22 protein-coding genes and 1 pseudogene are annotated in these 21242 nt (G+C 65.5%); 19 read left to right on the top strand and 4 right to left on the bottom strand.

All coding sequences use genetic code 11. The features are described 5' to 3' along the window. Positions 1 to 40 precede the first annotated feature (40 nt). On the top strand, positions 41 to 595 hold the full coding sequence (locus AC01FP_RS00925) for a CDP-alcohol phosphatidyltransferase family protein (protein ID WP_474476964.1): 555 nt from the start codon (positions 41 to 43) through the stop codon (positions 593 to 595). Here AC01FP_RS00925 and AC01FP_RS00930 read toward each other — a convergent pair. Next, positions 592 to 1083, bottom strand: a complete 492-nt coding sequence (locus AC01FP_RS00930) for an ATP-binding cassette domain-containing protein (RefSeq protein WP_474476967.1) — start codon at positions 1081 to 1083, stop codon at positions 592 to 594. The two genes, AC01FP_RS00925 and AC01FP_RS00930, sit on opposite strands and share 4 nt — an antisense overlap. A 172-nt stretch (positions 1084 to 1255) precedes the next feature. Between AC01FP_RS00930 and AC01FP_RS00935 the strand changes: the two genes are divergently transcribed. Next, positions 1256 to 2074, top strand: coding sequence for a sterol desaturase family protein (locus AC01FP_RS00935; protein WP_474476970.1), 819 nt, complete (start codon positions 1256 to 1258; stop codon positions 2072 to 2074). Then, positions 2064 to 2360, top strand: a complete 297-nt coding sequence (locus AC01FP_RS00940) for a hypothetical protein (RefSeq protein WP_474476972.1) — start codon at positions 2064 to 2066, stop codon at positions 2358 to 2360. Before AC01FP_RS00935 ends, AC01FP_RS00940 begins: the two co-directional genes overlap by 11 nt. A gap of 197 nt (positions 2361 to 2557) precedes the next feature. Here the strand turns inward: AC01FP_RS00940 and AC01FP_RS00945 are convergent, their stop codons facing one another. Together AC01FP_RS00945 and AC01FP_RS00950 are read right to left on the bottom strand one after the other, a co-directional pair. Then, the gene (locus AC01FP_RS00945; RefSeq protein ID WP_474476975.1) at positions 2558 to 3484 is read right to left on the bottom strand and encodes an oxidoreductase; all 927 of its coding nucleotides are present in this window, start codon (positions 3482 to 3484) and stop codon (positions 2558 to 2560) included. A 45-nt stretch (positions 3485 to 3529) separates the two neighbouring features. Then, positions 3530 to 4447 (bottom strand): NAD-dependent epimerase/dehydratase family protein, encoded by a 918-nt coding sequence (locus AC01FP_RS00950; RefSeq protein WP_474476978.1) that lies wholly within the window; start codon positions 4445 to 4447, stop codon positions 3530 to 3532. Positions 4448 to 4540: 93 nt separating this feature from the next. Between AC01FP_RS00950 and AC01FP_RS00955 the strand changes: the two are divergent. From AC01FP_RS00955 to AC01FP_RS01000, 10 genes and pseudogenes are all read left to right on the top strand, one after another. Further along, positions 4541 to 4741 (top strand): annotated as a pseudogene (locus AC01FP_RS00955) (TIGR02450 family Trp-rich protein); the annotation flags it as partial. Between the two features lie 30 nt (positions 4742 to 4771). Next, entirely contained in the window at positions 4772 to 5536 is a 765-nt protein-coding gene (gene hisA / locus AC01FP_RS00960) for a 1-(5-phosphoribosyl)-5-[(5-phosphoribosylamino)methylideneamino]imidazole-4-carboxamide isomerase (RefSeq protein ID WP_474477191.1), read from the top strand. 160 nt (positions 5537 to 5696) lie between these two features. Continuing rightward, positions 5697 to 6059 carry a Fur family transcriptional regulator gene (locus AC01FP_RS00965; RefSeq protein WP_474477194.1) on the top strand — a complete coding sequence of 121 codons (363 nt, stop codon included), beginning with the start codon at positions 5697 to 5699 and terminating at the stop codon, positions 6057 to 6059. 61 nt (positions 6060 to 6120) lie between these two features. After that, entirely contained in the window at positions 6121 to 7749 is a 1629-nt protein-coding gene (locus AC01FP_RS00970; RefSeq protein ID WP_474476981.1) for a DUF3685 domain-containing protein, read from the top strand. A 40-nt stretch (positions 7750 to 7789) separates the two neighbouring features. Beyond that, complete coding sequence (locus AC01FP_RS00975; protein WP_474476983.1) at positions 7790 to 8404, top strand: thylakoid membrane photosystem I accumulation factor; 615 nt, start codon at positions 7790 to 7792, stop codon at positions 8402 to 8404. Continuing rightward, positions 8404 to 9777, top strand: coding sequence for a class II fumarate hydratase (fumC, locus tag AC01FP_RS00980; protein ID WP_474476986.1), 1374 nt, complete (start codon positions 8404 to 8406; stop codon positions 9775 to 9777). The genes AC01FP_RS00975 and fumC overlap by 1 nt, the downstream gene beginning before the upstream one ends. Positions 9778 to 9868: 91 nt before the next feature. After that, on the top strand, positions 9869 to 10786 hold the full coding sequence (locus tag AC01FP_RS00985) for a fatty acid desaturase (RefSeq protein ID WP_474476989.1): 918 nt from the start codon (positions 9869 to 9871) through the stop codon (positions 10784 to 10786). Continuing rightward, positions 10783 to 11784, top strand: coding sequence for an alpha/beta fold hydrolase (locus AC01FP_RS00990; RefSeq protein WP_474476991.1), 1002 nt, complete (start codon positions 10783 to 10785; stop codon positions 11782 to 11784). Before AC01FP_RS00985 ends, AC01FP_RS00990 begins: the two co-directional genes overlap by 4 nt. Next, on the top strand, positions 11777 to 13093 hold the full coding sequence (glnT, locus tag AC01FP_RS00995; RefSeq protein WP_474476994.1) for a type III glutamate--ammonia ligase: 1317 nt from the start codon (positions 11777 to 11779) through the stop codon (positions 13091 to 13093). Before AC01FP_RS00990 ends, glnT begins: the two co-directional genes overlap by 8 nt. Before the next feature lie 46 nt (positions 13094 to 13139). Further along, positions 13140 to 14693: a haloacid dehalogenase-like hydrolase gene (locus tag AC01FP_RS01000; protein ID WP_474476997.1), complete on the top strand. Its 1554-nt coding sequence runs from the start codon at positions 13140 to 13142 to the stop codon at positions 14691 to 14693. An 18-nt stretch (positions 14694 to 14711) separates the two neighbouring features. Here the strand turns inward: AC01FP_RS01000 and AC01FP_RS01005 are convergent, their stop codons facing one another. Continuing rightward, entirely contained in the window at positions 14712 to 16094 is a 1383-nt protein-coding gene (locus AC01FP_RS01005) for a PhoH family protein (protein ID WP_474477197.1), read from the bottom strand. Positions 16095 to 16188: 94 nt separating this feature from the next. Here AC01FP_RS01005 and AC01FP_RS01010 point away from each other — a divergent pair, with 94 nt between their 5' ends. The 6 genes from AC01FP_RS01010 (at position 16189) to proB (ending at position 21216) form a co-directional block, all read left to right on the top strand. Continuing rightward, a complete protein-coding gene (locus AC01FP_RS01010) occupies positions 16189 to 17385 on the top strand; it encodes a F420-0:Gamma-glutamyl ligase (RefSeq protein ID WP_474477000.1) in 1197 nt (398 codons plus the stop codon). Between the two features lie 77 nt (positions 17386 to 17462). Further along, a complete protein-coding gene (locus tag AC01FP_RS01015; protein WP_474477003.1) occupies positions 17463 to 18551 on the top strand; it encodes a GNAT family N-acetyltransferase in 1089 nt (362 codons plus the stop codon). Continuing rightward, complete coding sequence (ruvX, locus tag AC01FP_RS01020; protein ID WP_474477006.1) at positions 18548 to 19039, top strand: Holliday junction resolvase RuvX; 492 nt, start codon at positions 18548 to 18550, stop codon at positions 19037 to 19039. The genes AC01FP_RS01015 and ruvX overlap by 4 nt, the downstream gene beginning before the upstream one ends. Before the next feature lie 19 nt (positions 19040 to 19058). After that, a complete protein-coding gene (locus AC01FP_RS01025; RefSeq protein ID WP_474477009.1) occupies positions 19059 to 19619 on the top strand; it encodes a DUF3727 domain-containing protein in 561 nt (186 codons plus the stop codon). Beyond that, on the top strand, positions 19619 to 20128 hold the full coding sequence (locus AC01FP_RS01030; protein ID WP_474477012.1) for a YqeG family HAD IIIA-type phosphatase: 510 nt from the start codon (positions 19619 to 19621) through the stop codon (positions 20126 to 20128). The genes AC01FP_RS01025 and AC01FP_RS01030 overlap by 1 nt, the downstream gene beginning before the upstream one ends. Next, positions 20128 to 21216 carry a glutamate 5-kinase gene (proB, locus tag AC01FP_RS01035; RefSeq protein WP_474477014.1) on the top strand — a complete coding sequence of 363 codons (1089 nt, stop codon included), beginning with the start codon at positions 20128 to 20130 and terminating at the stop codon, positions 21214 to 21216. The genes AC01FP_RS01030 and proB overlap by 1 nt, the downstream gene beginning before the upstream one ends. Positions 21217 to 21242: the final 26 nt, after the last annotated feature.

Below are 21242 nucleotides of genomic sequence, written 5' to 3' on the forward strand. Positions count from 1 at the left end.
GACGACTGGAGCCATTCTGGGGCCGAGCACGGCAGACACCATGGCGACGCAACGGATACGCCAACTAGCCGACGGCCTCACCGTGGCCCGGGCCGTGCTGGGACTACCGCTAATCATTGCCCTGGCGGGGGGCCAACCAGCCCTGGCCTGGTGGCTGCTGTTACTGGGCGGCCTGAGCGACTGGGCCGATGGCGCCCTGGCACGCCGGGCCGGCGGCGGCTCGGTGTGGGGCGCCCGCCTCGATCCCCTCACCGACAAAATCCTGATCAGCGCGCCGCTGCTGTGGCTTGGAGCGGAGGGAATCCTGCCGCTGTGGGCGATCTGGCTGCTGCTTGCCCGGGAGCTGCTGATCTCCGGCTGGCGTAGCGAGGCCAGCGGCGGCGGCCCCGCCTCCCTGGGGGGCAAGGCGAAAACCTTGCTGCAGTTCACCAGCCTGCTGCTGCTGCTCTGGCCCTGGGGCGGCGACGGCCGGGCCCAACTGGTGGGCTGGTGGTTGTTCTGGCCTTGCCTGCTGCTAGCGCTCAGCTCGGCCTGGGGCTACTTGGCCCCTCGCGCTAAGCAGCACCAGGGTGAGGGGCCCCCGGGGCAGGTTTAGATCCACGAACAGGTTGAGCAGGGCCGTGGCCAGCACGATCTCGCGATTGGTGAGCGGCGGATCTCCGCTTCCCCCAGCCGCTGGGAGCGGGGCCCGAAGGCCACGTTGTCCCACACGTTGAGATGGAGAAACAGGGCATAGTTCTGGGATACCAGGTTCACGGGCCGGCGGTGCGGCGGCGCCTCGGCGAGTTCCAGTCCCTGGAGCAGGATGGGGCCCCGGTCCGGCCGGTCGAAGCCGGCGATCAGCCGCAGGGTGGTGGTCTTACCGCAGCCGGACGGGCCGAGCATGGAAAAGAATTCACCCGCCCCGATCGAGAGATTCAGGGACTCCAGGGCAACGTGCGAGCCATAGCGGCGGAAGCTTTGCTGGTGCCGACACCGGTAGCGCTGACAAGGCCGGTGGACAGGACAGACTTCAACGCAGGGGGCGCCAGACTGGGGGAGCTTTTCCTTAGCAAGCCATCTCCACACCCCGATGTTCACCACGACCCACCAAGGCGAAAGCCAGTCCGGACTCCTTGACGCGGTGGTGGTGGGTCGGGGCTGCTGGGGCGGGTGCTCAACAGCTACGAATGCACCTAGTCTGATTTAGTTGGAGCAGGAGCTGCGCCACGACGACGTTGACGGCTGATCCGCTGGATTCGATGGGCTGGATGGAATGGCGGCAATGGCTGGGGTGGTTTTTGGGACGGGACAGGGGGACACGCCGCTGATCGAAGGGCTGATCGTGTTCGGCTTGATCCTGGCGCGATATTTACTGGTGGCCGGGGTGTCCCACCTGCTGCTCTACCGCCCAAACAACGCCGCCCGTCCCCCGGGCAAGACGCCACCAAAGCAACCCTCCGCGATTTCGATCCGCCGCGACATTGTGCTCTCGGTGCTCTCGGCCGGGGTGTTTGCCCTCGCCTCCCTCGCCCTGCTGGCGGCCCATCGCCACGGGCTGACCCGCCTCTACACGGCTGTGCCGAACCCCGTTAGCGGGCTGGCCTATGGGCTGGCCAGCTACCTGCTGGTGCTGCTGTTGCAGGACGCCTGGTTCTATCTGACCCACCGACTCGTGCACCAACCTGCCCCCTATGGGTGGATGCACCGCGGCCATCACCGTTCCCAGTGCCCCACCCCCTGGACCTCCTTCGCCTTCGATCCACCGGAGGCGGCGCTGCAGGCCCTGTTCCTGATCGTGGTGGTGGCCCTGATCCCCCTGCACCCGATCACCCTGATCGCTGTGCTCAGCACCATGACCGTCTGGGCGGTGGTGAACCACCTGGGTCTGGACCGCCTGCCCCTGGCCTTTCCGCACCACTGGCTGGGCCGGTGGTTGATTGGTCCGAGCCACCATGCCATTCACCACAGGCGTCCTGGGGTGCATTTCGGCCTCTACTTCACCCATCTCGATCACATCTTCGGCAGCGAGGATCCCACCTACTTGCTCTCACTGGCCACGGCGATCAGCCCAGCAACGCCGCATGGCCGCTAAATTTAAGGTTGAAGTGTTGCTCAGGCTGCAGGCCATCGATGCAGGCCGTGCTGGCGGTACTGGTGCCGTACACCAACACGATGGTGGAACCGGATCTCGCCTCGCTTCAGCCACCAGGGGTAATCAACCACACCTTCCCCATCACCTGCTGCTTTGTTGTTCACCGGAATACATGCCGGCGGCGGCGGTAGCCCGCCAGTTAAAAGCCAGTCTGGAACAGGCCACAGGGTTGGCGGTCAGCAATACCACCTACATGCACACCCTGCGTCTGTTGAATATCCACTAGTACAGCCCCAGCAACGGCCACACGTCGGTGTACCAAAACCTCATAGCCCTGCAGACCGCGATATCAACGCAAGCTTTCATTAAATAATCGGTTCAACTTTGGCCACAAAGAACGACCGCGCAAGTCGGCGACCACCGCGAAATTCATATTGCCGGAACTGCGCGCATCCAGCAGGCATTCAGCGCGCTCCAGGACTTTCATCGTTCCCCAGCCCCAGCAGTGAGCTCCTCGCTGCGCTGCCAGAGCCGCTGGCGCTGATCGGCATCGAGGGCCGCAGGGGCAATGCGCACCTCGGTGGGCCAGCCCCGCATGCCGCCAAACTCGTTTGGTCCGTAGTGGCCCCCTGGGGTGGCTTCGGGTGCGGTGGCGGCAAACAGCTGGGGCAACGCTCCCATGGCGGCGCTCTGCAACAGCGGGCCCATCAGCCGGTAGGCCAGGGGTTCAAACCACGAGCCATTGGCAGCCACCGAGGCCAGCTGAAGGTTGGTGCGGGCAAAGCCCGGATGGGCCGCCAGCGACAGCACGGCTTGGCCCTGATCCCGCAGCCGCTGCTGCAGCTCTAGGGCAAACATCACATTGGCGAGCTTGCTCTGGCCGTAGGCAGCCCAGCGGTCGTAGCGGCGCTCACCCTGCAGGTCGTCGAAAGCAATCCGGCCGAAATACTGGGCACCGGAGGTAACGCTCACCACCCGCGCATCCGGGCGGCCAAATAGCAGAGGTAGCAGGGCCAGGGTGAGGGCGAAATGGCCCAGGTGGTTCACGCCCAGCTGCATCTCGAAGCCATCGGGGGTGAGCTGCCGAGGCAGGGCCATCAGGCCGGCGTTGTTGATCAGTAGATCCAGCCGGCCGTAGCGATCAGCCAGTTCGGCGGCGGCACGACGTACGCAAGCCAAGCTGGCCAGATCAAGCTCCAGCAGCTCAACGGCACCACCCCCGCTAGCGGCAGCTGCCTGTAATTGACTCTTGGCCAGCTCTGCCCGGGCCAGGCTGCGGCAGCCGAGCACCACGGTGGCACCCTTGGCCACAAGGGCCCTAGCCGTTTCCAGGCCCAGGCCACTATTGGCGCCGGTGATCAGGGCCAAGCGTCCGGCCTGATCTGGAATGGAGTCGGTCGTCCAGTTCATGGCAGCAGCTTATGGAAATAGGCCTCACAGCTGCGGCAAAGGAGCTCAGCCGATCAAGGCCCCGTCTGCGGAGAAATCGGGGCTGGTGGGAGTCCGCAGGGCGTAGTCGTTGGTGTAACTGTCGGCGATGGTGGCCTCGAGGTCAAAGGCCGGCTCCCAGGCCAGTTCACGCCGCACCCGGGTGGTGTCGGTGAGGAAGTGGGCCAGACGCAGCGGGAAGGCCTTGCGGGCTTTTTTATCGAGAGCAGCGGGATCGAAGCTGCGGATTTCCACAGAAGCGAGCTCCTTGCCGGCCGCCCGGGCCGCTGCCTGCACTAAGCCGCGGAAGGTGACGCCCTGGCTGCCGGTGCAGTTGTAGATGCGATTAGCGGCGGCATCTACCTCGATGCAGCGAGCCATGGCGGCGGCTAGGTCTGCCACATGGCCCAGCTGGGTGATCGTGCTGCCATCACCGGGCAGGGGCACGGGCCGGCCATGCACGATGCGATCAAAAAACCAGCTCTCTACAGGGTTGTAGTTGCCCGGCCCCACTATGTAGGTGGGCCGAAAGCTGGTGAAAGCGATGCCCTCGCTGCGCAGCCAGGCTTCCGTTTCGGCCTTGCCAGCGTGGCGGCTGGCCGGATCAACGGGGCTGTTTTCATCGAGGGGCCAGAGCTCGCTGTCGGCATATACACCGGCCGAGCTCACATAAACAAAGCGATGGGCCGGAGGCCCGGTGCGCTCGATCACAGCGCGGGAATCCTCAAGGCTGCGGCCCGAGCTATCGACGATCACATCAAAACTGCGACCCACTAGCGGCTCCAGCCCCCCAGCAGAGCTGCGGTCGCCGATCAGGTGCTCCACCTCGGCCGGCGCTGGCTTGTTGCCACGGGTAAACAAGGTGAGGGCATGGCCTTCAGCCTGCAGCCGCTCCACCAGCGGTTTGCCCACGAAGCGGGTGCCGCCCATCACAAGGATGTTCATGCTGCTGCCCACGGGACGCGAAACTGGGCGCCATTTAAACCCCCGGCTAGCTGGCGGTTACTCCACCACCATTTTGATCTGCTGCTTTCAATGATGCGTCTGGCCAAGGCCTACACCGCCCAACCCGCCACCATCACGTCGTGGCCCGCCGGCAGCCGCGGCTATCGCCACTTCGCCCTGCTGGGGGAGCGGGGCCAGGGCGCGGAACGGGCCGTGGAACTCCAAGCGGTGCTGGAGCGGGGCTTTCGGCTGGTGGTGCCGCTAGCTGAGTTGGGCAACCGGCATCTCTGGCAGCCTGGCTGGCAGCAATTGCCTCCAGCAGCCATGCAGATAATTCCCGCCATCGACCTGCTCGATGGCCACTGCGTGCGGCTGCACCAGGGCGACTACGACCAGGTGACGCGCTTCTGCGACGACCCAGTGGCCCAGGCCCTCAGCTGGCAGCAGCAGGGAGCCAGGCGGCTACACCTGGTGGATCTTGATGGCGCCCGCAGCGGCCAACCAATCAACGATGCGGCCGTGAAGGCGATCACCACTGCCCTCAGCATCCCCGTGCAGCTGGGGGGTGGGGTACGCAGCGCCGAACGGGCTGAGGAGCTGCTGAGCTTCGGACTGGATCGGGTCATCCTCGGCACCGTGGCTCTGGAGCAACCCGAATTAGTCGATGAGCTGGCATCGCGCTATCCCGGCCGGATCGTGGTGGGCATCGACGCCAAAAACGGCAAGGTGGCTACCCGCGGCTGGATCGAAGAAAGCAGCACCGAAGCCACCGCCCTAGCCCAGCGCTTCTGCGCCAGCGGCATCGCCGCAATCATCAGCACCGACATCGCCACAGACGGCACCATGGCGGGCCCCAACCTCGAGGCCCTGCGGGCCATGGCCGAGGCCAGCGCCGTGCCGGTGATCGCCTCCGGCGGCATCGGCAACCTGGAGCACCTGCTGTCGCTGCTGAGCCTGGCGCCCCTAGGGGTGGAGGGGGTGATCGTGGGCCGGGCCCTCTACGACGGACGGGTGGATCTAGCTGAAGCCCTGCAGGCCATCGACGAGGGCCGCCTGCAGGATCCGACCAGTGCCTCGATGATGGCCTGAGCCGGCAGCCTGCCCCCATGGCAAAAGCGGATCGCTTGCGACTTGCCCTATAACAGATTGAATCTGTTTTGAGGCGTGTCGCGTGATCGCCGGCGCCCTTGCCACCACCATTTCATCAACCTGTGTAGACGATGTCTACCAGCGCTGCCGCGACCTGGGCATGAGGCTCAGCCGCCAGCGCCGCATGGTGCTCGATTTGCTCTGGGTTGAGAAAAGCCATCTCAGCGCCCGCGACATTTTTGAAAAGCTCAACAACCTGGGCCGCAATATCGGCCACACGTCTGTATATCAAAACCTCGAAGCCCTGCAAACCGCTGGGGTGATCGAGTGCCTCGACCGGGCAACCGGCCGGCTCTATGGATACCGCAGCGATCCCCACAGCCACCTCACCTGTTCGGAATCAGGCGCCATTCAAGATTTAGATGTTGAGCTACCGCGCGAATTGCTCGACCAGATCGAACGCCACACCGGTTTCGCAATCGAGACCTACACCCTGCATCTCACCGGCCGGCGCCGCTCCTGAATCCCTGAGCCGACCCAGGACTGGAGAATTTGCTCCAGCATCGGTACCTTTGGCGCATGCCGTGGCCAAACCCGTGAGTTCGCAGCTGCTGCTGTTTGCCGAACCGCTGCTGCGCGATGGCCTCACCCGCCTGCTCGCAGCTCAGAGAGGTTTATATAGCGTCGCTGAGCGATCAGACCAACTGCAGGGCTTACCCCAGCTTGTGATCTGGCAGGCCAGCAGCGGCGACCTACAAGGTGGGCGACTGGCCGAGGAACTGCTGCGCCTCAAAGAGCGCTGGCAGCCAGCCCCTGTGCTGCTGCTGTTACCCGCTGCCCACGGGCTGGGCGGCGATGCCCTGCTGCAACTGCCGGCAGCTGGAATCCTCGAGTCGCCCGAACCCCAGGAGTTGCTGACGGCCCTCATCACCCTGCTGGCGGGCGGGCGAGTGCTGGCGGCGGCGGCAGGCAGCGCCTCCCCCAGCCCCCCAGCCAGCCCGGCCCTGGGCCTGGGTCAGTGGCTGCTGATCAGCGGTCTGCAACAGATCGACGCTGACCTCGCCGCTATCAAGCGGCTGCTGACGCCGCCACCCACCAACCTGGTGCAGCTGTTACTGCTGCAGGGACGCCTGCGCGAACTCTCGGCAGCCCGCCAGCTGCTACTGCTGCTCTGGGGGCCGGTGAGTGTGGCCTGGGGCGCGCCCGATCCCGGCCCCAGCAGCCCCGAGCCCATGCTGGCGATCACCCTGCAGCAGCGCAGTGCCGACGGCATCTGGCGCGCCATTCGCCAACGTCTCGAGGCCGGCACCACTGCCGAGCTCAGCAACCAAAGCGGCCAACTGCTGGCCTTGGAAGGCCTCAGCCCCGAGCGGCGGCGCGACCTGCTGCTAGCCCTGCTCAACCAGCTAGACAGCCTGCGCCAGCGGCTACTTGCTGACCCCGCCCCCCACCAGCCCCTTCAGGAGCGCTGGGAGCAATTGCAAACCGAACTGCGCCAGCAGGCCCTGCGCAATCTGGTTAATCCCTACGTCCAGCTGCCCTGCGAAGGAAGCCTGCTGCCGGTGGCCGACAGCATGCTCCGCAACACCAATTTTGCAGGCCGCGACCCGGAGCTGCCCGAGGCCCAGCCGATGCTGGCGGCCCTAGTGCGGGCCCAGCCCCTGCTGGTGGATGGCCAGCTGCTGGCAGCCGACGAACCTCGGGCCGTGCTCTACCTGGAACTACTGCTGAGCAACTGGCTGGTGCGCAGCGCTGAACTGATTAGTGCCGAGGTACTCGCCAGCTGCGCCAGCTGGCCCGAGTTGCGCCGCTACCTACTCCAACCCGAGCTACTAGCCACCCGCAACCTGGAGCGGCTGCGCAACCAGCTCAACGCCCAACTGCGCTGGAGCAGCTGGGTGGAGCGGCCGATCAGCCTCTACGAAAGTCGCCGCAGGCTATACAGCCTGCGCGACGGCACTATCCGCTGCCGAGAGCTCACTGAACCCCGCGATGCGGAGCTGCGCCAGCTGGGCTGGCTGCAGCAACTGGTAACCCTGGCCCTGGAAAGCCGCGATGCCCTGGCTCCCCAAGTGCAGGGCCTGCTGCGAGGCCTCGGCGATCTGGTGGTGGTGCTGCTCACCAGGGTGCTGGGCCGGGCCATTGGCCTGGTGGGCCGGGGTATTGCTCAGGGCATGGGCCGGGGCATCGCCAAAGGCGTGGGCCGCAGCTGACGCGCCGCCACAATGGCATTAATCGAGCTTGCAAGCCGGCATGGGGCGAAATAAGAACGGGCAACAGGGGATCGGGGCACGGGCCTCAACCCTTGAGCACATCCTGCGATTCCTGCTCAGTTCCGCCCTGGGGCTGCTGCTGGCGGCAGGCCTGGTGGGCCTAGGTAGCCGCCCAGCCCAGGCCTCGCTCACCAACAACAGCTACGACGGCAACATCTACGCCCTCTACGCCGGCAACGGCTCCCTGGTACCGCCGCGCAGCAGCCTCGCCCAGGCCTTCGCCGACCACCGCACCACCGTTGTCGTCTACTACCTCGACGACGACGCAGCCAGCAAGCAGTTCTCAGCGGTGGTCTCGGAGCTGCAGCGGGTGTGGCTCAACGACATCGAGCTGATTCCGCTGGTTACCGATCCGCTCCAAAACCGGGCCGACACCGGCCCCAGCGATCCGGCCCACTACTGGTCAGGCCTGATCCCCCAGGTGGTGGTGTTCAACAGCGAGGGGAAGCTGGTTTTCGATGAGCAGGGCGCCGTGAGCGTTGATGCCATTAATGCCGCCGTCAGCCAGGCCACCGGCATCCCCCTGCCGGAGGGGGGCACCACCAGCACCACCGAGAGCTTCAACGAACTCAATTCCGAGGTGGTGAGCCGCTGATGGGCCGCCTTGAAAGCGACAGCATGGGCGCCATCGAGGTGCCCGAGCAGCACTACTGGGGCGCCCAAACCCAACGCTCAATCGAATATTTCCCCTTCGGCCAGGCCATGCCCCTGGCGGTGCTGCACGCCTTCGGAGCGCTCAAGGCAGCCTGCGCCGAGGTGAATATGGCCAAGGGCAAGCTCAGTCCCGAGCTGGCAGCCCTGATCGTGGCGGCTGCCGAGGAGGTGGCCTCCGGCCGCCTCGACGCTGAATTTCCGCTCAAGGTGTGGCAGACAGGCTCCGGCACCCAAACCAACATGAATGTCAACGAGGTGATCGCCAACCGGGCGATCCAAGCCTCCGGCGGGGTGCTGGGCAGCAAGAGCCCGGTGCACCCAAACGACCATGTGAACCTCAGCCAGTCCAGCAACGACACCTTCCCCGCCGCCCTGCACATAGCCGTAGCAATTGAGCTGGAGTGCAGCCTTCTTCCGGCCGTCGAAGCTCTGCGCGCCGCTCTGGCCGCCAAGGCCGAGGCTTTTGCCCCGATCATCAAGATCGGCCGCACCCACCTGCAGGATGCGGTGCCCCTGAGCCTGGGCCAGGAATTCGGCGGCTACGGGGCCCAGCTGGATCTAGCCCTGGAAACCATCCGCGCCAGCCTGCCCCAGGTGCGCCAGCTGGCCATTGGCGGCACGGCGGTGGGCACGGGCCTCAATGCCCCCAGCGGTTTCGGCGAAGCTGTTGCGGCCCGGCTGAGCGAACGCATCGGCCTGCCCTTCACCTCTGCCCCAAACAAATTTCAGGCCCTGGCCGGCCACGAGCCCCTGGCCGCCGCCCACGGCGCCCTAACGGTGCTGGCCGGCTCGCTGCTGAAGATCGCCAACGACATCCGCTGGCTGGCCAGCGGCCCCCGCTGCGGCCTGGGCGAGCTGGTGATTCCGGAAAACGAACCGGGCAGCTCAATCATGCCGGGCAAGGTGAATCCCACCCAGGCCGAGAGCCTGACCATGGTGGCCGTACAGGTGATGGGCAACAACACCACCGTGCAACTGGCCGCCAGCCAGGGCAACTTCGAGTTGAACGTGTTTAAGCCGGTGATCGCCCACAACGTGCTCGAAAGCATCGAGCTGCTGGCAGGCGGCTGCACCAGCTTCCGCGAGCATTGCATCGAGGGGCTCAGCGCCAATGAAAGCCGCATCGCCACCCTGCTCGATCAGAGCCTGATGCTGGTCACGGCCCTCACCCCGGCGATCGGCTACGACCGGGCCTGCGCCATTGCCAAGCACGCCCACAACCACCAGCTCAGCCTGCGTGAAGCCGCCCTAGTGCTCGGCGAGATCAGCGCTGAGGAGTTTGATCGCTGGGTGCAGCCAGGCCAGATGGTTTAAGTGGATCATTGGCAAGCCGCCAAGGCCCCAGCCGCACGGTTGGTCGCATTGCCTACCGAAGCAGGAGCATCTGGCCTGGTGGGATAGCCCTATGCCCTCTTCCACCCAACCGCTGCTGCAGCGCGAAGCGCTTGCCCAATTCAACGAGCTGCAAAACGGGCCCGCAACCCTGCGGCTGATCAGTCACCTCTTCACGATCGGACTGGGCGGGCTGATCTGGGGCCACCAGAGTTGGCCCCTGGCCCTGCGCCTGGTGGGGCTGCTGCTGTGCGGCATCGGCCTGGCCACCTGCTTTGCACCCCTGCACGAGTGCTGCCATCGCACTGCCTTCCGCAGCCGCCGCCTCAACGACAGCGTGGCCTGGCTAGCGGGGCTGCTGAGCTTCTACAACTCCACCTACTACCGGCGCTACCACCAGTGGCACCACCGTTACACCCACCAACCCGGCCAAGATCCTGAGCTCAATGACCCGCTGCCCACCACCGCCTGGGCCTACCTGCTGGAGCTGAGCGGCTGGAACTGGTGGACCGGCAAACTGGCTGGCTACAGGCAGCTGCTCTGGGGCGACCTCAGCGGCTTGAGCTACCTAAGCCCGGAGCTGATCCCCCAGGTACGTCGGTCGGTGCGGCTGCAGTTTGCGGTGTATGCCGCCCTGGCTCTGGTATCGCTGGTGAGCGCTAACGGCTTCCTGCTGTGGTTCTGGCTGCTGCCCCTGGCGGTGGGCCAGCCGTTGCTTCGCTTTGTGCTGCTGGCCGAGCACAGCGGCTGCAGCTTTAGCAGTGACGGCACCAAGAACACCCGCACCACCGTCACGATCTGGCCGGTGCGTTGGCTGATGTGGAACATGCCTTTCCACGCCGAGCATCACCTTTATCCCTCCCTGCCCTTCCACGCCCTGCCAGCGGCCCACATCTTTATCGCTCCCCATCTGGCGCATTGCGATCCCGGCTACCTGGCCGTGCACCGCCGGCTGCTGCGCAACCTGCCGGCCTTGGGGCTGACGGCATGAGCGCCAACGCGCTCGCCCATTCGGCCCTGCACCCCCTAGGCGATTGGCACCTGAACTGCGGCCACACCATCCCGCAGGCCCAACTCAGCTATGTCCAGATCGGTGGGCTCAATGCTGATCGCTCCAACCTGATCCTGGTGCCCACCTCCTACGGGGCCCGGCCCGAGGATCTGGCTTGGCTGGCGGGGCCCGTGCTGGATCCGGAGCGCTGGTGCATCGTGATTGCGGGCATGTTCGGCAACGGCGCCTCCAGCAGCCCCAGCCACGGCGCCATGGGCCTGGCCGAGCAGGGCTGGGTGGTGAGCCACCGCGACAACGTCGCCGCCCAACGGCGCCTGCTAGCAGAGGTGTTCGGAGTCGAACGGCTCCCCCTGATCTACGGCTGGTCGATGGGGGCCCAGCAGGCCTACCAGTGGGCCGTCGAACACCCGGAGGCTGTGGAGCGGATCTGCTGCGTCTGCGGCACCGCCCGCACCTCCCCCCACAACCGCCTGTTCTGCCTCAGCCTGCGCCAGGCCCTCACGGCCGATCGCCACTGGAGTGGCAGCAGCTTCAACGCACCGCCGGAGCAGGGGCTGCGCACCTACGCCCTGATCTACGCCAGCTGGGCCGCCAGCCAGCCCTTCTTCCGCAGCCTTGCCGAACCGGTGGAAGACCACGTGGAGCAGCACTGGCTGCCCCACTACCAGCGCCACGATCCCCGTGATCTGATCGCCATGCTCGACACCTGGCTGGCCCACGACGTGTCTGCCGGCGGCGACCTGGCCGCAAGCCTCGGCCGCATCCAAGCCCGCACCGCCGTGGTGGCCGGCAGCCACGACCTCTACTTCCCGCTCGAAGACCTGGCCGCCGACGCCGACGCCATCCCCGGGGCGGAGCTGCATGTGATCCCCTCGGAGCTCGGCCACCGGGCGGGCAACCCCCACAGCAGCCCTGCCGAGCAGCGGCAGCTGAGCCGCATCGTCGCAACCCTCCTCCAGCAGCCCTCCCATGTCTGATCTCGCCCAGCGAATGCAGGAGCTGCAGCTCCGCTTCCTGCTGATCTCCTTCACCGACCTGTTTGGCATCCAGCGGGCCAAGCTCGTGCCGGCCTCAGCGGTGGCGGGGATGGCGACAGACGGCGCCGGCTTTGCGGGATTCGCCGCCTGGCTGGATTTATCACCCGCCGATGGCGACGTGATGGCGATCCCGGCGGCGGCCAGTCTCAGTCCCCTGCCCTGGCAGCCGGAGGTGGGTTGGGTGGCGGCCGAGCTCCAGCTCAATGGCCAGCCGATGGCCCAGTGCCCCCGCCGCCTGCTGCGGCGCCAGCTGGAGCGAGCGGCGCAGCGGGGGTTTGAGCTGCGCAGCGGTGTGGAGGCTGAGTTTTTCCTGCTCGATCCCAGCGGCGAGCGGATCGGCGATGGCGCCGACACCCAAGAAAAGCCCTGCTACGACCAACTGGCCTTAATGCGCCGTTACCCCCTGATCGGACCCCTGCTGGAGGCGATGGAAGAGCTGGGCTGGGGTCCGTATCAGGCCGACCACGAGGATGGCAACGGCCAATTTGAGGTCAACTGGACCTACGCCAACGCCCTAATCACAGCCGATCGCCACGCCTTTTTCAAGGTGATGGTGAAATCCCTGGCGGAACAGCAGGGCCTGAGAGCCAGCTTCATGCCCAAACCCTTCGCCGCCCTAACCGGCAATGGCTGCCACACCCACCTCTCCCTGTGGGGCACTAGTGGCAGCTCGCAAGCAGGCCGCAACCTGTTCCATGATCCCAGCGGCGAGCTCGGACTATCGCCACTGGCATACCACTTCCTTGCTGGCCTGCTGACCCACGCGCCTGCCCTGAGCTGCCTGAGCAACCCCACGGTGAACAGCTACCGGCGCCTCGCGGCCCCGCCCACCACCTCCGGTGCTACCTGGAGTCCGGGCGGCATCAGCTACACCGGTAACAACCGCACCCACATGGTGCGCATCCCCGACGACCAGCGACTAGAGCTGCGCCTGCCCGATGGCGCCGCCCATCCCTACCTGCTGCAGGCAGCAATCCTGGCGGCGGGGCTCGATGGCATTGAGCGCCAGCTCACTCCTGGCCCCCGCAGCGACAACGACAACTACGCCAAGCCCCTGGATCCCGGCTGCTGCGGCAGGCTGCCGGTCAACCTCGGCGAGGCCCTCGATGCTTTCAGCGCCGATACGGCCCTGCGCCAGGCCCTGGGCGAAGAGTTTTGCCAGGCCTACGAAAACCTGCGCCGGCGCCAATGGCAGCGCGAACGCGGCGACATCAGCGACACTGAGCGCCGCGCTTGCCTGGATTGTTGAGCCAGACAACCCGTAACTTGTGACTATTACCCCCAGCACTGCACCGATGACCCTGATTGCAATCAACGTCCTCCTGGAGCCAGATGCTGCCACCGTTGAGAAAGCAAAGGCAATAAACGCTCGGCTGCGAGAAAAATACCCAGCCAGCTTCCCCCTAGATGCCAACCACGCGCCCCACATCACCATTCTCCAGCTATTTATAAAAACTGTAGACTTGGGCCAAGTAGGAGCTGCCGTGGCCAACGTGCTGCGTGGTGAGCCGCCGATCAATATTGAAGGCAAAGCCACTGGCTACTTTGAATTAGCCAGCGAGAATCTCAAATTGGTGGGATTCCGCATTGAGGCGACTCCCAATCAGCAACAACTTCAGCAAAAGATCATAGATGCCACCGCACCGTTTGCCGTGAAATACGGCACAGGTGATGCCTTCGCGCCTCGCCTTGACGGCGAGCCAATCAGCCAGGCAACTATTAACTACGTGACTAGCTTCAGTGATGCGCGGACCGGCCCAAACTACCAGCCCCATCTGACCCTGGGCATTGGCACAAGTGATTTTGTTGAAGCTTTAGTAGCAGAGCCATTTGAGACCTTTAGCTTCCAAACAGCCTCCATTAGCGTTTACCAAATAGGTGATTACGGTGTCGCCCAAACGAAACTATACGACTTATCTAGCCAAGCAGATCCGCTGCCTTCCTGGAATGAAGGACAGGTCAAAGAAGCTATTTTTGCATTCATCGCCAAAGTCACAAATAAAGACTCAGCCGCATACCTGCCTCCCGCCGAACGCATTGCTGTGCATGACAATGACGGCACGCTCTGGCCGGAAAATCCGCTGCCCTTTCAGGCAGCTTTTGCCATCGACGAACTGAAGCTGCGCATCCTCACCGAGCCGAGCCTTACCTCAAACCCCATGGTGCAAGCTGCCTTGGAGGGCGATCTTGCAAAACTCCTGGAAGGCGAACATTTCGATGGCCTGATGCAGATTTTGGCGATCACCCATGCAGGCATGACCGTAGAAGAATTTCGAGATGCCGTGCAGGCATGGTTTAGATCGGCCAACCATCCGCGCTATGGCAAGGCCTATGGCGAGCTCACCTACCAACCCATGCAGGAGCTTCTTCGCTACCTAAGCGATAACGGCTTTAAGAATTTCATTGTTTCAGGTGGCGGCGCTGACTTTATGCGGGCCTGGGTGGAACAGGTTTACGCCATACCACCAGAGCAAGTTGTTGGCTCGACATCGCGGGCCGTATTCGAACTGCGGGACGGCAAACCAGTAATCACCAAAACCCTTGATTACTTGTTCGTAAACGATAAGGCCGGCAAGCCAATTGGCATCCATCAGTTTATCGGCCGTAGACCTGTGATTTGCTGTGGCAACAGCGATGGCGATCACGCCATGTTGCAGTACACCACGATCGATAATCCTCGCCCCAGCTTAGGGCTGATCGTCCATCACACCGACGCTGAACGCGAGTACGCCTACGACGCCAAAACGACCAGCACCGGCAAGCTTGTAGAAGCCCTAAAAGAGGCTCCCCAGCAGGGCTGGCTAGTTGTGGATATGAAGCAGGATTGGAACGTCGTCTTCCAGCCCTAGCAGAAGAGACTGGCCGCCCTAGAGCAAATTGGCAGCCAGCTCGGCCATTTCACTGCGCTCACCCCGCAGCAGGGTCACGTGGCCGGCGAGCCGCTGGCCCTTGAAGCGCTCCACCAGCCAAGTGAGGCCGTTACTTTCAGCATCCACATAGGGATTGTCGATCTGATAAGGGTCTCCGGTGAGCACAATTTTGGTGCCCTCGCCCACCCGAGTCACGATCGTCTTCACCTCATGGGGGGTGAGGTTCTGGGCCTCGTCCACCACCATGAATTGGCGCGGAATCGAACGTCCGCGGATGTAGCTGATCGCCTCCACCTCGAGCAGGCCCATGCCCTTGAGGTCGGTCCAATTGCTGCGGGGCCCGCGGTGACTGCCACCAGCCCGGGCAGCACCCCGACCCTCCTCCTCGCTGCCGCCGAGCAGAAAATCGAGGTTATCGATGATCGGCTGCATCCAGGGGCCCATTTTTTCATCTAGATCCCCAGGCAGAAAGCCGATCTCCTTGCCTAGGGAAATCACCGGGCGGGTCACCAGCAGGCGCTCGTAGAGCCGCTCATCGGCCACCTGGTGCAGCCCGGCGGCCAGGGCGAGCAGGGTCTTACCGGTGCCGGCCTTACCCACCAGGGTGATCAGCTGGATGTTGGGATCCAGCAGCAGATCAAGGGCAAATGTCTGCTCTCGGTTGCGGGGCTGGATGCGGCCGAGCTTGGCCTTGGGCGCCCGCTGCAGCGGCTGCAGGCTGGCGGTGGCGCAATTAAAGCGAGCCAGCAGGGTGTGGGCCGGCTGGGCCCGGTCGATCAGGGTCACACCCTCGTTGGCTTGCAGCGGCGACTCCAGCACCAGGCCCTCCACCGCCAGTCCCGGCGGCAGCTTGACCCGATCCATCTGCTCCGCATCCACCCACACCTCACAGAAGCCGGGATAGAGGTCGCTGATCGCAACGCGATCGCTGCTGTAGTCCTGGGCGATCAGCCCTACCGCATCGGCCTTGATGCGCAGGTTGGTGTCCTTGGTAACGAGAATCACCGGCGGCTGACTACCCAGCAGCGCCTGCAGGCGCTGCTCCTCGAGGGCCACCGCCAGGATGTTGTTGTCGCCATTGCCGCCCTTGAGTTCGGGCGGCAGCTGGCTAAGGGTTTCGGCCCGGCAAAACACCACCTTGAGCGTGCCGCCCTGTTCGCCGTTGGCCACACCATCAGCCAGGTTGCCTTGGGCGCGCAGGCCATCGAGCAGCCGCGACACCTGGCGGGCATTGCGTCCCTTTTCGGCTGGATCACGCTTAAAGCGGTCGATCTCCTCGACCACCTCGATCGGGATCAGGATGTTGTTGTCTTCAAAACGGGTCAGGGCTGCCGGATCGTGCAGCAGCACGTTGGTGTCGAGCACGAAGGTCTTGCGCACGCCGATCACCGATTTCGTGATGGCGCGAAATTAAGTCCACTAGCCCATTTACGCTCCGTCGATTCTTGCCTCGTCGCAATTGGCGCCTTCGCCCATGGCCTCATCGCTTGCCGCACTGGTTCTGCTCAAGCTTGTGCTGGTGCTGGCCTTGCTGCTGGGTCTCACCCTGGTAGTGCTGGAGCTTCGCCATCGCCTGCGCCCCGCCTCGCCGCTGCGGCTGCGCGCTGAAGACTTCCGCGTCGAAGCCGGCAGCGATGGCCTCACCGTCTCCGGCGTCGTGGCAATCCACAACCCCCACCGCCGCATGGAGGTGATGGTGCCGGAAATCGAACTGCGGCCCACCCTGCTGGGTCGGGGCGACTTGGCAGGCGTCACGGTGACGAGTCGGATCGAGGCGCTACATCCGGATGAGGAATCCCGCCCGGATGGCTACTGGGCCGCTTACATCGTCAAGGGGCGCAAGAGCACCAGCGCCCGCATCCAGATCAGCCTGAGCGGCGCCCCGGGCCAGTCCCTAGCCCAGCTGCTCGACACCCTCTGGCTGGAAATCCTCTGGGTCAACTACGGCCCCTTCGGCCGCTTACACCGCCGCGATGGCCTGCTGGTGCCCCTGCAGCAACCCACCCCAATTGCGCCGGAGTCCGCGCGCTGGCGCGAAGGCGAGCGCTGCCGCGTCCTGCCGATTGGCACCCACCTGCTCGGCGTGCTCGACGATCCCGAAACAGTGCTGCGCCGCTACGCAGCCGATCTGATCAAGCCCGGCGACGTACTCACCATCGGCGAAACCCCCCTGGCGGTGATCCAAGGTCGCTACCACCACCCGGCCACCGTGCAGCCCAGCGCCCTGGCACGCCTGCTCTGCCGTGTGTTCCACCCCACCAGCTCCCTGGCCACAGCCTGCGGCCTGCAGTCCTTAATCGATGTGGTCGGTCCAGCCCGGGTGCTGGGCGCCTGGTTGATTGGCTTGGCCCTGAAACTCGTAGGCAGCAAGGGTTGGTTTTATCGCCTCGCCGGCGACCAGGCCCGTCTGATCGACGACATCACCGGTACCACCCCTCCCTACGACCAAACGATTGTGCTTGGGCCCCAACAGCCCGCCGCCTTCTGCGCCGCCATGGCCCGCTCCCTCCGCGTGGCAGTGGCGGTTGTTGATGTCAACGACTTGGGCCGGGTCAAGGTGTTGGCCTCCAGCCCGGGCTGTGATGAAGCCCTGCTGGAGCGGGCCCTCAGGCCAAACCCGGCCGGTAATGCCAACGAGCGCACCCCTTTGGTGCTGGTGCGGCCCGCCTGAGCCCCGGCGCAGCTAAGTCGCAAGCAAGTCTGGCGCCGATACAGTTGGTCCAACCCCGGCTGTCTCATCACGCCCCCATGCTCGGGATCCTGCAGCCACCCTCTGCCATTCCGGCACCACCCGAGCATCCGGAGCCAGATAGCTGGCGGCTCGAAGCCCTGGCCGGCTGGCACCTGCCCCTACTCACCGATCCCACCTTTCTGCCCCTGCAGCCGGTGCTGCAGCGGGCCGTGCTCCTGGGCTTGCCGGAACGGTTATTGCAGGCGCTTTTGGCACGTCCCTCACTCGCACCCCAGGTGCTGGTGGCTCTCAGCGGACAGAAGCCGCTTGGGCTGATCATCTGCCGCCGGCTCAACCGCAGTGGCAGTTGCTGGCAGATGCAGCACTTGCGGCTGGCCCCAGGTGCCGCCCGCCACGAACTTGCCAGCACCCTGCTGCGGGCCGCAATCCAGCGGGCCCGGGGCGCGGCCAGCTGGATTGCAGCAGCCTCCACCCTGGATGACACGCGCCTGGCGCTGCTGCGCGAGCAGGGCTTTCAGCCGCTACGCACCGACCGACTGTGGTGCTGGCCTGGCGGCCCTGCCACCGGCAGCCCTATTTCGGCCAGCAGCCCTGCACCGGCGGACTTACAGCTGACGCCCCTCAACCGCCGCAGCGCTGGCCTGCTCTGGCACCTGGAGCAGGCCGCCTGCCCGGCCCAGTTGCGCCAGCTGCTGGATCGCCGCGTCGAAGATCTGCTCGACCAGAGCCACGGCCGGGGCTGGATGCTGGTGGATCCCAGTCGGGAACAGGCGGTAGCCGCCGTGCGCTGGATCGGCGAGCACCCAGGCGGTGGCCACGATGTCGAGCTGAGCGTCCATCCCGGCTGGGAGCACCTAGTGGGCAGCCCTACCGAGCTACTACTACACCAGGCCCAGGCCGGTCTGGGCGCCGGCGAACCCCTCTGGCTGCGCTGTGACCTGCGCGATGAAGCTCGCCAGCTCTGGCTGGCTGGCCTGGGGGCCAAGGAGCGGGGCGAGCGGGTGCTGATGGCGCGCAGCGTCTGGCGGCGTCAGGGGCTGCATGCCCCGGTCCGGGCCGCCCAACGCATCGATGCCTTGCTGGAGCAGTGGCAACCCCGTCGCCGGCCCCTGCCCACCCCAACCCCCCTGGCCCCACATTTGTGAGCGCGCCACGATCCAGAGGCACCCCGCAGCCCCGCTCGGCCCTGGCCCTTGATGTTGGGCGGCGGCGCATCGGCCTGGCGGGCTGTGACCCCCTCGGCCTCACCGTCACCCCCCTGCGAGCCCTGGCCCGGGGCTCCTTCACCACCGACTTAGGCCACCTGAGTGCCCTGGTGCAGCAGCGGCGAGTGCTGGCCCTGGTGGTGGGCCTGCCGCTCGATGCGTCAGGACAGCCCACAGCCCAGGCCCTGCACTGCCAGCGCTACGGCGAGCGCCTGGCCCGCCGGCTTCAGCTGCCCCTGGCCTGGGTAAACGAGCACGCCAGCACCTGGGCCGCCGGCGAGCGCCACGGGCTTCACGGCGACCGCAGCGGTGCCCTTGACAGCGCCGCCGCCGCCCTGCTGCTCGAGCAATGGCTGCAGGACGGCCCAGATCCGGTGCTCCCGGCGGCCATTGAGCGCGACCGGACGGCCAACGCTGCAGCATTCTAAAGAGATCCAATTCCAGCCCATGAGTTCCGAACCCCCGTCCCAGTCCAGCTCGGAGATCCCCGCTGATGTGCCCACTGTGCTGGTGCACGACAGCCGCGGCCGCCAGCTGCTCTGCTTCCTCGAGCAGCTGATACCCCTAGATGGTCACGACTACGTGCTGCTCACGCCGGTCGACACCCCGGTCTGCTTGTTCCGCCTCGACGGTGAAGAGGATCCGGAACTAATCGACACCATTGATGCCACCGAGCCAATTTTGTCAGTGGCAGATGTAGTACTGCAGGAGCATGACCTCACCCTGGTGCGCTCTGCAGTCACCCTCACCGTCAGCGGCGAACTCGACGAACCTGAACCCGATGAGCTCGACGACGATGACGACGACGATGACGACTCCGAGACCTACGAGTTGCTGGTGAGTTTCCTGGTAGACGATCTGGAATACGGGCTTTACATCCCTCTCGACCCTTTCTTCGTAGTGGCCCGCATGAATGGCGACGGCGCCTTGCTCGTGGAAGGCGAGGAGTTTGAGCGGGTGCAGCCCCGGATTGAGGCCGAATTGGAAGAACGAGAGGGCGACGATTGATGCTGCGCCAGCTGCTGCGCCCCAACTGGCTGCTGGAGTGCAGCCTGGCAGAGCTGCCCCTGCAGGAGCTGCTCTGCCAGCCGATCCGGGCCCTGGTGCTCGATGTTGATCGCACCATGCTGCCTCGCCGCCAAGCGGAGCTGCCCGACAGCGCCCTGCGCTGGCTGCAGCAGGCGCGGCAGCAGGTGCCGATCCACCTGTTCAGCAACAACCCCTCCCGCCAGCGGATCGGAGCAGTGGCTGCCCAGCTAGACCTTCCATACACAATTTCCGCCGGCAAACCACGCCGCAGCGCCCTGCGTCGGGTGCTGGCCGAGCTCAAGCTGCCCCACCAGGAGGTAGCTCTGATCGGTGACCGCCTGTTTACAGATGTGATCGCCGGCAACCGGCTCGGTTTATTCACTGTGCTGGTCAAACCGATCGATCCCCAAGGCCACCCTTGCAAGAAAGATCGACTCCAGAAAATGGAACTGCGCCTGGCCAATTGGGTGGGCACCGGCCTGGGCTGATGGCAAACCCACCCCCCCCCATGCGCCGGGTGATCAAGGTGGGCACCAGCCTGCTGCGGGGCAGTGCTGAACGGCCCACAGCGGCAGTGATCGCCGATCTGGCCGCCAGTCTTAGCCGCCAACGGCGACGGGGCGAGACCATCGCCCTGGTGACCAGTGGGGCCGTGGGGCTGGGTTGCGAAGCCCTTGGCCTGGGGCAGCGCCCTAGCGAAGTAGTGGCTCTCCAGGCCGCCGCCGCCGTGGGCCAGGGCCGGCTGATGGCCCTCTACCAAGACGCTTTCGCCGTCCGTGGGCTGGCGGTAGCCCAGGTGCTGCTGACCCGCGGCGATCTGGCCTCCCGACGTCGCTACCAGAACGCCTGCCGCACCCTCGAGCAGCTGCTGGCCTGGGGCGTGGTGCCGGTGGTCAACGAAAACGACACCCTGGCCACCGACGAACTGCGCTTCGGTGACAACGACACCCTCTCAGCCCTAGTGGCGGTGGCGATAGGCGCCGATGAGCTGGTGCTGCTCACCGACGTGGACAGCCTTTATTCAGGCGATCCCCGCAGCGATGCCGAGGCCCGGCCGATTGAGGAGGTGGCCAGCCTGGCCGAGCTCGACAGCCTGCAATCAGTGGCCACCGGTGGTGGTCAGTGGGGCACTGGCGGCATGACCACCAAACTCACCGCAGCCCGCATCGCCACCTCCAGCGGCATTCGGGTGCGCCTTGCCGACGGCCGCGACATCGCCGTGCTCGATGCCCTGCTGGCCGGCGACCGGGTCGGCACCGTGTTCCAGCCCAGCCCCACCCCCCTTCCTGACCGCAAGGGCTGGCTTGCCCATGCGCTCCTGCCGAAGGGCAGCCTGCAGCTCGACGCCGGCGCCGAACGGGCCCTGTTCCAGCAGGGGGCCTCCCTGCTGGCCGTGGGGGTGCACGCGGTGGAGGGCGACTTCGAGCGCCGCGAAGCGGTGCGGCTACTGGCCAGTGACGGGCGGGAGCTAGGCCGGGGCCTGACCAGCCTCAGCAGCACGGAGCTGCGAGAGCTGATGGGCAGTTCCGGCGTTGAGGTGATCCACCGCGACCAGCTGGTGCTCACCAGCAGTTGAGGCCGGACCTACGATTCGGCCTGGCC

The sequence above is a fragment of the Cyanobium sp. NIVA-CYA 375 genome (genome assembly GCF_056108345.1).

Excerpts from the sequence above, each read along its gene's own strand:
- AC01FP_RS01000 (WP_474476997.1), top strand. The coding sequence starts at position 13,140 with ATGACCCTGATTGCAATCAACGTCCTCCTGGAGCCAGATGCTGCCACC.
- AC01FP_RS01025 (WP_474477009.1), top strand. The coding sequence starts at position 19,059 with ATGAGTTCCGAACCCCCGTCCCAGTCCAGCTCGGAGATCCCCGCTGAT.
- hisA (WP_474477191.1), top strand. The coding sequence starts at position 4,772 with ATGCAGATAATTCCCGCCATCGACCTGCTCGATGGCCACTGCGTGCGG.
- glnT (WP_474476994.1), top strand. The coding sequence starts at position 11,777 with ATGTCTGATCTCGCCCAGCGAATGCAGGAGCTGCAGCTCCGCTTCCTG.
- fumC (WP_474476986.1), top strand. The coding sequence starts at position 8,404 with ATGGGCCGCCTTGAAAGCGACAGCATGGGCGCCATCGAGGTGCCCGAG.
- AC01FP_RS00925 (WP_474476964.1), top strand. The coding sequence starts at position 41 with ATGGCGACGCAACGGATACGCCAACTAGCCGACGGCCTCACCGTGGCC.
- AC01FP_RS00965 (WP_474477194.1), top strand. The coding sequence starts at position 5,697 with ATGAGGCTCAGCCGCCAGCGCCGCATGGTGCTCGATTTGCTCTGGGTT.
- AC01FP_RS00975 (WP_474476983.1), top strand. The coding sequence starts at position 7,790 with ATGGGGCGAAATAAGAACGGGCAACAGGGGATCGGGGCACGGGCCTCA.
- AC01FP_RS01010 (WP_474477000.1), top strand. The coding sequence starts at position 16,189 with ATGGCCTCATCGCTTGCCGCACTGGTTCTGCTCAAGCTTGTGCTGGTG.
- AC01FP_RS01030 (WP_474477012.1), top strand. The coding sequence starts at position 19,619 with ATGCTGCGCCAGCTGCTGCGCCCCAACTGGCTGCTGGAGTGCAGCCTG.
- AC01FP_RS00950 (WP_474476978.1), bottom strand. The coding sequence starts at position 4,447 with ATGAACATCCTTGTGATGGGCGGCACCCGCTTCGTGGGCAAACCGCTG.
- AC01FP_RS00990 (WP_474476991.1), top strand. The coding sequence starts at position 10,783 with ATGAGCGCCAACGCGCTCGCCCATTCGGCCCTGCACCCCCTAGGCGAT.
- AC01FP_RS00935 (WP_474476970.1), top strand. The coding sequence starts at position 1,256 with ATGGCGGCAATGGCTGGGGTGGTTTTTGGGACGGGACAGGGGGACACG.
- proB (WP_474477014.1), top strand. The coding sequence starts at position 20,128 with ATGGCAAACCCACCCCCCCCCATGCGCCGGGTGATCAAGGTGGGCACC.
- AC01FP_RS01015 (WP_474477003.1), top strand. The coding sequence starts at position 17,463 with ATGCTCGGGATCCTGCAGCCACCCTCTGCCATTCCGGCACCACCCGAG.
- AC01FP_RS00940 (WP_474476972.1), top strand. The coding sequence starts at position 2,064 with ATGGCCGCTAAATTTAAGGTTGAAGTGTTGCTCAGGCTGCAGGCCATC.
- AC01FP_RS00945 (WP_474476975.1), bottom strand. The coding sequence starts at position 3,484 with ATGAACTGGACGACCGACTCCATTCCAGATCAGGCCGGACGCTTGGCC.
- AC01FP_RS00985 (WP_474476989.1), top strand. The coding sequence starts at position 9,869 with ATGCCCTCTTCCACCCAACCGCTGCTGCAGCGCGAAGCGCTTGCCCAA.